The organism is uncultured Campylobacter sp., assembly GCF_938045225.1.
Classification (GTDB): domain Bacteria; phylum Campylobacterota; class Campylobacteria; order Campylobacterales; family Campylobacteraceae; genus Campylobacter_A.
The window spans coordinates 1-6017 of record NZ_CALINL010000083.1; the positions used below are offsets into that span (position 1 = coordinate 1).

10 protein-coding genes are annotated in these 6017 nt (G+C 47.7%); 4 read left to right on the forward strand and 6 right to left on the reverse strand.

Features of this window, described 5'->3' with window-relative positions; genetic code table 11:
- A partial coding sequence (locus Q0200_RS03715) for an NAD-dependent epimerase/dehydratase family protein (protein ID WP_297937905.1) occupies positions 1–330 on the reverse strand: 330 nt, incomplete at its 3' end.
- Complete coding sequence (gmhB, locus tag Q0200_RS03720; RefSeq protein WP_297937909.1) at positions 327–851, reverse strand: D-glycero-beta-D-manno-heptose 1,7-bisphosphate 7-phosphatase; 525 nt, start codon at positions 849–851, stop codon at positions 327–329. The genes Q0200_RS03715 and gmhB, both read right to left, overlap by 4 nt.
- Before the next feature lie 140 nt (positions 852–991).
- Here gmhB and Q0200_RS03725 point away from each other — a divergent pair, with 140 nt between their 5' ends.
- The 3 genes from Q0200_RS03725 to Q0200_RS03735 all read left to right on the forward strand — a co-directional run bounded on the left by Q0200_RS03725 (position 992) and on the right by Q0200_RS03735 (position 2229).
- A complete protein-coding gene (locus Q0200_RS03725; protein ID WP_297937912.1) occupies positions 992–1297 on the forward strand; it encodes a c-type cytochrome in 306 nt (101 codons plus the stop codon).
- Positions 1298–1439: 142 nt separating this feature from the next.
- Positions 1440–1742, forward strand: a complete 303-nt coding sequence (locus tag Q0200_RS03730; RefSeq protein WP_297937915.1) for a c-type cytochrome — start codon at positions 1440–1442, stop codon at positions 1740–1742.
- Positions 1743–2043: 301 nt separating this feature from the next.
- Positions 2044–2229, forward strand: a complete 186-nt coding sequence (locus Q0200_RS03735) for a hypothetical protein (protein WP_297937918.1) — start codon at positions 2044–2046, stop codon at positions 2227–2229.
- 41 nt (positions 2230–2270) lie between these two features.
- On the opposite strand, the gene ccoS is transcribed toward Q0200_RS03735, so the two are convergent.
- On the reverse strand, positions 2271–2483 hold the full coding sequence (gene ccoS, locus Q0200_RS03740; RefSeq protein WP_122861936.1) for a cbb3-type cytochrome oxidase assembly protein CcoS: 213 nt from the start codon (positions 2481–2483) through the stop codon (positions 2271–2273).
- Positions 2480–4882: a heavy metal translocating P-type ATPase gene (locus Q0200_RS03745; RefSeq protein ID WP_297937922.1), complete on the reverse strand. Its 2403-nt coding sequence runs from the start codon at positions 4880–4882 to the stop codon at positions 2480–2482. Before Q0200_RS03745 ends, ccoS begins: the two co-directional genes overlap by 4 nt.
- A gap of 61 nt (positions 4883–4943) precedes the next feature.
- On the opposite strand from Q0200_RS03745, the gene Q0200_RS03750 reads away from it, so the two are divergent.
- A complete protein-coding gene (locus Q0200_RS03750; protein WP_297937925.1) occupies positions 4944–5129 on the forward strand; it encodes a hypothetical protein in 186 nt (61 codons plus the stop codon).
- A 37-nt stretch (positions 5130–5166) separates the two neighbouring features.
- On the opposite strand, the gene Q0200_RS03755 is transcribed toward Q0200_RS03750, so the two are convergent.
- The gene (locus tag Q0200_RS03755) at positions 5167–5619 is read right to left on the reverse strand and encodes a DUF1566 domain-containing protein (protein WP_297937926.1); all 453 of its coding nucleotides are present in this window, start codon (positions 5617–5619) and stop codon (positions 5167–5169) included.
- A 30-nt stretch (positions 5620–5649) separates the two neighbouring features.
- Positions 5650–6017, reverse strand: a 368-nt coding sequence (locus Q0200_RS03760; protein ID WP_297937929.1) for a DUF1566 domain-containing protein, incomplete at its 5' end; no start/stop codon positions are given.

A 6017-nucleotide genomic window follows, 5' to 3' on the forward strand; every position in this document is an offset into this window, starting at 1 on the left:
TAGATTAGTCCTCATTAGCTCGCCTTGCTCGGTTACCGTGGTATCCGAGATCGCCGCCTCGTGAAATATCGCGTCTGGGGCAAATTTTTCGATCATGGCTAGCGTTTTAGCACAGTTTATGTCGCCCTCGTAAATTTCGCCTGAAAAGCCGAGCAAATTTTTAAAATGCCCGAAGCTTTTTAGATTACCGTTGCTAAATTTCTCGTCGCTTCTAAATTTATCCACGGCGAGCACTTCTACGTCTTTTAAATTTTCGTCAAAATAATGCGCCAAATTTGAGCCGATAAAGCCCGCTGCACCCGTTATCACGACTCTTTTTATATCTTTCATATTTTTCCTTCTTTTTTTAAAAACTCCAGCGCCTCAGCCACGCTTTTTAGCCGGTCGTCCAGCTTTAAATTTACCCCGATGCCGGCACTCTGCCCCGCCTGCACGTCGCTATCCTTATCGCCTATCATGATTGAGCGCGCAAGGTCGATGTTTAGCTCGTTTGCGGCCTTTAGTAACATGCCCGGCTTTGGTTTGCGGCAAAGGCAATCAGCTTCCGGCGCGTGCGGACAAAAGTAAATTTTTGCTATCTTTACGCCCTCTTTTTCAAACTCGCCCAGCATAAACCCGCAAAGCTCGTCAAACTGCTCTAGCGTGTAGTAGCCTCGCCCGATGCCTGATTGATTCGTCACCACGACTAGCGCGTAGCCAGCCTTGGCAAACTCTCTCAAAGCGGCGAAAATACCCTCTTTAAAAACGAAATCCTCGCACCTATAAACATAGCCCACATCCTCGTTTATCACGCCGTCGCGATCGAGAAATAGCGCCTTTTTGGACGCCGTTTTAAACCCTGTTTTATCCATGCCTAAAATTATACAAAAAAAAGCTAAATTTAAATGAAAATCGCCGTCCGCGCCGCAGTATAAACTAATATAAAAAAATAATGTAAAATTTAGCTTTTAAGACTATAATACGCATACAATTTTATCAAAAAGGATTGAAAATGAAAAAGCTTATCATTGTTTCAGGTGCAGCCGCATTGCTAGCGGGTAGCCTATTTGCCGCTGACGGCGCAACACTTTACAAAAAATGCGCGGCCTGTCACGGACCGAAAGCGGAAAAAGCGTATCTAAACAAAGTTCCTGCGCTTAACACGCTTTCAAAAGAAGAGATCGCCGAGAGCCTAAAAGGCTATAAAGCAGGCACTCTAGATAAATTTAAAAGCGCAGCTATGATGAAACCTATCGCAAAACCTCTTAGCGACGATGACATCGCGGCTCTATCAGAGTACATCCCTACTCTAAAATAACCCTTTTCGGCGGAGTTTTTCCGCCGATTTTTCTCTACTTTTTATTTCGCGCTTCATTTTAGTAACTTTTTTATAAAATTTCTTTTCTTTTAAGCTTTTAGGGTTATAATCTCGTCTAAATTTCTATCAAAAAGGACGAAAGATGAAAATCTATCACATTGCAACCGCCGTTTTGGCGCTAAATTTATCTCTACTTGCGGCCGACGGCGCAGCTATTTACAAAAAATGCGCAGCCTGTCACGGCGAAAAAGCGGACGTAAAATACGCAAACAAAGTGCCTGCGCTAACTAGCATCAGCAAAGAGGACCGCATAAAAGCGCTACAAAGCTACAAAGACGGCTCAAACAACGCCTTTGGTATGGGCAAAGTCATGCAACTACACGCCAAAAACCTAAGCGACGAGGATATGGCGGCGGTTAGCGAGTATATCGATAGCTTGAAATAATCTTTGCAAGTAGATTTCAAACGATCTCTGCGAAACAAATCATAAAAATCCCGCGCTTGGCTTGCATTTTTGGCAAGCCTTCGCTCACTAGGCTCAAATTTGACTTTAAATTTGAGCTTTTTCTGCTTTTTAGAAAGAATAATTTTAATAGACGCAAAAGCTCGCAAAATTTGAGCCAAATTTGACGCCGCTACACAACCAAACCCGTGAATAAAATTTAACTCTTACTCTCCGATTTTAGCTGCATAAACGTCAAATTTGCCGTAGTCGTACCGACTAGATCAATTTTAAGCCGCTTGTGATGTCCGCTGCTTTTAAAATTTTCACTCAGATTTACCGCCTTATCGCGCATTTTAAGGTGGCAAATTTAGCTCCAAATTTGCTCTATTTTAAATTCTCTCGCAAATTTATCCGCTCAAATTTGATGCCGAATTTAACGGAGGTCAGCCAAAATTTGACACTCAAATTTAAAGCCGCTATCCGTTAAATTTACGACCAAAATTTAGCCGCGTTTAAACGCAAATTTCCTTAATCAGGCGGCTTATAGCCCTTTTCTTTGCGGCGCAGCTCCAGCTCGTAGGCGTCGTTTAGCGCGTCTTCGTCGTCAAATTTCGTCCCGTCCAAAAACTTTCGCTCGTCGTCAAACTGCCTGGTTTTAAGCCCCCACAACAGCGCCGCCAGCCCGCACGCGCCAAGCAGCGTAGAAACCCCGATCATCATCGCCACGACCGCCCCGCTCATCGCTCGCTCCTAGCCCGCATCGCGTTTAGCACGACCGCGACCGAGCTTAGCGACATCGATAGCGCGGCCACTGCCGGCGCTACGTAGCCGGCCATAGCTAACGGTATCGTCACGGCGTTATAAACGAGCGAAAAGGCCAAATTTTGCCGCACGATGCGGTAGGTTTTGCGCGCGAGCGCTACGGCAGCTGCGAGCGAGGCGGGATCATCTCTCATCAGCACGACGTCGCTTTTTGCGATACTCACGGCCGCTCCGCTACCCATGCATACGGCCACGCTTGAGAGCGCGAGCGCGGCGGCGTCGTTGATCCCGTCGCCTATCATCAGTACGTTTCGCACTTGCTGCGACAGCTGCTCCACGTATGTGGCCTTGTCCGTTGGTAGCGCGTTTGCGACCGTTTCCTCGATGCCAAGCCCTTCTGCAGCGCGCTTTACGGCGTATTCGTTATCGCCAGTTAGCATCGCCACGCGCATACCAGCGTTTTTTAGCGCAACTACGCACTCTTTGGCGCCCTCTTTTAGGCTCTCCTCCAGCTCAAATACCGCCGCGATCTGCCCGCCCTCGGCAAAAAAATAACAAGTCCCGCGCACCGCTTCGCCGTCATAAAGCCCCAGCTCGCGCATAAATTTCTCGCTCCCGCCGGCTAGATTTATGTCGCCAAATTTAGCCCTTACTCCGCGCGCTGCGATGTTTTCAAAGCCGCTTAGCTCTAAAAGTTTTAAATCTCTAAAATTTGCGCGCAAATACTCGCCCACGGCGCGGCTAACGGGGTGCGTAGAGCCGCTAACTAGCGAAAAAAGCACGCTTGCGTCAAATTTGTCCGAGTACGTAAATTTACTCACGCTAAGCCGCCCCGAGGTGAGCGTGCCGGTCTTATCAAACACGGCCGTATCGCATTTGGCGAGGCTTTCGATGATGCGCGCCTCTTTAAAAAGTATCCCGCGCCTAAAGCCCGCCCCAAGCGCAACGAGCGTACTAACGGGCGTAGCAAGTCCCAGCGCGCAGGGACACGAGATCACCACGACTGATATCGCGACGATGAGCGCGGCGGAGAGCTCGCCAGTACGCCAGAACCAAAACGCAAACGTCGCTAGCGCCAGAGCCGTGATAGCGGCCGAAAACCTCGCCGCGATAGCGTCTGCGAGCGCCTGAATTTTAGGCTTTTTGGCTGCGGCGGTTTCTAGTAAATTTATGATACGGGCTAGCACCGACTCGCTAAAGACGGCGCCGACCTCATAAACCAGCGTTCCGTCCACGCACACGGAGCCGCTTTTTATCTCGTTTTCGCCATCTTCCGCGCTAAGATACGCAGGCGCGCTCTCGCCGCTAAGGCTAGATAGATCAAAGCTCGCCGCGCCGCTTACGACGACGCCGTCTAGCAGCACGCGCTCGCCGACTCTCACGATCACGAGTTCGCCCACACGCACCTCCTGCGCGCTTTTTATGGTTATTTCGTCGCCGTTTTTGACGCTAACGGAGTTTAAATTTAAGGAATTTAGATTATCGAGCGTGTCGGCGGCCTTTTTCTTGCTCAAGATTTCAAGATATTTGCCGATAAATACGAAGGTGATTATCATCGCAACCGAATCGAAATATACCTCGCCCTGCCTAGAAAACATCGCATATATCGAGAAAATATAAGCCGCAAGCGTGCCCGTGACGATAAGGCTATCCATGTTTTGAGTTTTGTTTTTTATCGCGCTCCAAGCGCCCCTAAAAAACCCGCTTCCCGTGTAAAAAAGCACCGGCGTAGCAAGGATAAATTCGGCGAAATTTATGATAGAGCGCACATCCTGGCGCATGCCCGTGAAGTAGCCGCCGTACTGCGCGACGGCCAGCCACATGATGTTCATCGTGCAAAATATCCCGACAAGCAGCCGCGCGTAAAACTCTCGCCTCTGCCCCGCGAGCCTGTGCTCCTGGGCCTGTGCGTCGTATGGGTAGGGTTCAAAGCCGACAGAGCGGATGAGAGCGAAAATTTGAGCCAAATTTATCTCGTTTTCGTCCCAAACGATGAGGGCTTTATTGTTAACAGAGTTTATATTTACCTCTAAAATTCCCTTTTGCGCAAATAAAACCTTCTCGTTTAGCCAGACGCAAGCCGAGCAGTGGATGCCCTCGATGATGAGAGAGATTTTGTTAAATCCATTCTCGTTTTTGACGTAGTTTTGATAAATAGCCGCGAGGTCTTCCTGCGACTTTTGCGCCGCGTTTTTCGCGCTTATGGCGGGATTTAGCGTAGTTTTACCAAGCCTTTCGTAAAACTCATTAAGCCCGCTTGCGCTAAGTATCTCGTAAACTCCCGCGCACCCCTCGCAGCAAAACAGCTCCCCGCCGCGCTCTATCAGCGCCTCGCGCTCAAATTCGCCCCTGCAATGCGCGCATTTAAATTTGCCCATCGGTTACTTTTTTCTTTCGTTTTAAGATTTTAGATTATACGTAAAATTTCTAAAGCCTCGCTTGATTTTACGAGCTTTGCCGCGGCTACTGTTTGCGTCCAAATTTGACGACAAATTTGACAGATTTTACTCACACATAAACGTAACCATAAATTTAATCAGATTTAGGCAAAACCAGCGCCTTGAAAACGCTGGCAAATTTACGAGAGAATTTTTAATGTTTGCAAATTTCAGCCTCGAATTTTAACTATAAAAAACAAATTTAAGGCGCATAACTCGCCAAATCAATCATTTCTCACGCACCGCACGAAGCCGAGACTAGAAACGAAGTCCCAGATATCGTATCCGTTCCTGAAATCCACGAGCCACGCGCCGGACGAGAAGTCGGCGATTTTAGTCTGGCTCCAATAGTGCGGATCATCGAAGTCTACTGTGTATTTAAAAGCCGTATTTGGAGCGAACTCATAACTACTCTTATCTGTTATGCTTAGTAGCTCCACTCTTGTAGGTAGCCGCCAGTCTTTATGTCCGGCTAGGTTTACTAGATTACAGTACTCCTGCGCCTGATCCCACGTTCCTTGAAAAATTTGATTCTCGTCCTGCCACATTAGTCTTCCCAGCTTTTTGTCGCTACATACCACTACGTTTTTATCGTTATCTCGGTAGCACGTAGGGCTTAGCGCCTCTGCGTTTAGCAGTCCGCAGAGCAGCAAAGAAACGGCTATATATCTTTTCATACTTTTTCCTTTAGTCTAAATTTTCAAAAATCAATAGTCCCGAACGCACCGCACGAAGTTGCGCAAATAAAGAGCGCCCCAGCCATCGCCTCCATTCTCGAAACTCACGACCCACACGAAATACGAGTCGCTAACATACTTAGTAGAGCTCCAGTACCAGTCGTAAATTTTCTCGCCTTTGACATTCGTCTCGTATGCGATGTTTTTAAAGGCTTTGTTTATAGCTGGGTTATACCTGTTATCGTCAGTGATGCTTAAAAGCTCGTTTAACGTAGGTAACCGCCAGTCCTCAAAGCCCGCGAAGGTTAAATTTTCGCAATATTTTATCGCCTTGTCGTAATCGCCTTTAAATATCTCATCGCCGTCTTGCCACATCAGTTTATAGACGCTATCCGTGA

Excerpts from the sequence above, each read along its gene's own strand:
- gmhB (WP_297937909.1), bottom strand. The coding sequence starts at position 851 with ATGGATAAAACAGGGTTTAAAACGGCGTCCAAAAAGGCGCTATTTCTC.
- Q0200_RS03725 (WP_297937912.1), top strand. The coding sequence starts at position 992 with ATGAAAAAGCTTATCATTGTTTCAGGTGCAGCCGCATTGCTAGCGGGT.
- Q0200_RS03730 (WP_297937915.1), top strand. The coding sequence starts at position 1,440 with ATGAAAATCTATCACATTGCAACCGCCGTTTTGGCGCTAAATTTATCT.
- Q0200_RS03735 (WP_297937918.1), top strand. The coding sequence starts at position 2,044 with ATGTCCGCTGCTTTTAAAATTTTCACTCAGATTTACCGCCTTATCGCG.
- ccoS (WP_122861936.1), bottom strand. The coding sequence starts at position 2,483 with ATGAGCGGGGCGGTCGTGGCGATGATGATCGGGGTTTCTACGCTGCTT.
- Q0200_RS03745 (WP_297937922.1), bottom strand. The coding sequence starts at position 4,882 with ATGGGCAAATTTAAATGCGCGCATTGCAGGGGCGAATTTGAGCGCGAG.
- Q0200_RS03755 (WP_297937926.1), bottom strand. The coding sequence starts at position 5,619 with ATGAAAAGATATATAGCCGTTTCTTTGCTGCTCTGCGGACTGCTAAAC.